The organism is Bradyrhizobium cosmicum (genome assembly GCF_032290525.1).
GTDB lineage: Bacteria > Pseudomonadota > Alphaproteobacteria > Rhizobiales > Xanthobacteraceae > Bradyrhizobium > Bradyrhizobium cosmicum_A.
The window spans coordinates 1-256 of the sequence record NZ_JASXTA010000364.1; the positions used below are offsets into that span (position 1 = coordinate 1).

General features: G+C 63.7%; 1 pseudogene. It reads left to right on the forward strand.

Annotated features, from left to right (window positions below):
* Positions 1–9: 9 nt before the first annotated feature.
* Positions 10–256, forward strand: a pseudogene (locus tag QSV46_RS40265) (electron transfer flavoprotein subunit alpha); the annotation flags it as partial.

The following is a 256-nucleotide window of genomic DNA, read 5'->3' on the forward strand; positions in this document are numbered from 1 at the left end:
GTCTTGGCGATGAGCGACGTGATAAGAGCTCCCGCGTTGCCTGCGCAACGGCGCGCCGCCAAGAAGGCGCTGCCGGGGCATTCAACGCTGACAAGCATGTCTGGTCTTCATCGAACAGGAGCGCGGGCAGGTGCATCCAATCTCCTGGAAGCTGATGGGGGAGAGCAGCAAGCTTGCCGAGAAACTGGAGGTTGTTCTCGCGGCGGTCGAGATCGGTGCGGACGGCGAGGCGACACGCAGCGCCGCGGTCGAATTC